The following is a 1,346-nucleotide window of genomic DNA, read 5'->3' as shown; positions in this document are numbered from 1 at the left end:
CAGGCCCTTCTTCAGGGTGTACGTCCACACGGTCGCGTCCTTGTTGGGACGCCCGGTGTCGGTGGCGAGGTCCGGCACGACCTTGGCGCCGGCCGCGCCGTTCGCCCGGTTGCGCGTGGTCAGGGTGCGGAAGACCAGCGAGGGGACGTTTCCGCCGCCGGAGGTGTACAGCCGCGCGGGGTCGAAATCGGTCTGCGGCTCGGCGTTCAGGACCGTGAGCGTGCCGCCCTTGTGGGGCGTCACGTCGCCACCGGAGCCCTTCGCACCGCTGTCCTTCGGACCGCAGGCGGCGGCGCCCGCGGCCACGACCAGGCTGACGGATGCCGCTGCCACGCGGCGCGCTATGACGGACGGTTGACGCATCGGAATGACGACCTCTCGGGGAAGATTCGAGGGTTTCTCGAAGAGTGAGACAAAGAGACGAGGAGTGAGATGTCTCTGGACAGACGTCGGCCCCGGCGTCGGGTCGTCGAAAAATCCGTGACCGGGGCCACGGAGGGGAAAAGGAAAAGGTCGCGCCGCGAACGCCAGAGGGGCGGCGTCAGCGACAGTGGATGTCGGCCACGCAGAGCGCGGTCACGCCGATCAGCGCCAGCTCGATGGCGGCGCTGAAGGAGACGGCATGACTGGACCACATGCGCAGAAATATGAACGAACTCGCGGCTCATGTCAATGTGACATAAGCGCAGGTCGTCAACTCCTGGGATAGGGCCAGGCGTTGGGCAGACAGTGGATCCCGTCGTGGTCGAGGAACTTGGTCTGCTGCTGCATGACCGGCGCCAGTTCGCCGCTCTTCTCGCAGGTGACGTGGTTATGGCCGAGCCGGTGGCCGACTTCATGGTTGATCAACATTTGCCGGTACATATGGATTTTGTCGCCATATGTCTTGCTACCTTGAGCCCACCGGTACGCATTGATCATCACGCGCTGGGTGGCGGCCGAGTCGCAGGAGACGTTGTCCTCGGTGGTGTCCAGGCCGGACTTGGCGCACCAGGTGGCGGTGGTGCCGGGGCTGGCCAGGGTGATCACGAAGTCGGGTTTGCCGGAGGAGACCCGCTCGAAGGTACGGGTGCCGCCGTGCCCCCAACTCCGGTCGTCATTCAGCGTCTTCTGCACGGCCTCGGCGAACAGCGCGCCGTCCAGGCCGAGTCCCTGCTCGATGTCCACCCGGTAGCGGTACTTCTGGCCGGTACCGGGCGCCTTGTCGAAGCCGGGGACGGTGCCGAACGCCCCGGACGCCTTCAGAGTGGCGCTCAGCGGGTACGTGCGGTCCATCTTCTGCTCGTACGTCAACGGCGCCGCGTTCGGTTTCGCGGCGGACCCGGCCTGCGCACCGGCGCCCTGGT

The 1,346-nt window shown here is 66.5% G+C and carries 2 protein-coding genes and 1 pseudogene; all 3 read right to left on the bottom strand.

Going from position 1 to position 1,346, the window contains the following annotated elements:
- Positions 1-363 (bottom strand): annotated as a pseudogene (locus tag ACPC54_RS42065) (ABC transporter substrate-binding protein); the annotation flags it as partial.
- A 178-nt stretch (positions 364-541) separates the two neighbouring features.
- A complete protein-coding gene (locus ACPC54_RS42060; protein WP_310738795.1) occupies positions 542-637 on the bottom strand; it encodes an Ms4533A family Cys-rich leader peptide in 96 nt (31 codons plus the stop codon).
- Positions 638-693: 56 nt separating this feature from the next.
- A partial coding sequence (locus tag ACPC54_RS42055; RefSeq protein WP_498973032.1) for a DUF3152 domain-containing protein occupies positions 694-1,346 on the bottom strand: 653 nt, incomplete at its 5' end.

The organism is Kitasatospora sp. NPDC094028, assembly GCF_049543595.1.
Classification (GTDB): domain Bacteria; phylum Actinomycetota; class Actinomycetes; order Streptomycetales; family Streptomycetaceae; genus Kitasatospora.
The sequence above is the reverse complement of the archived record's forward strand: the minus strand, read 5'-3'. Positions and strand labels throughout refer to the sequence as shown.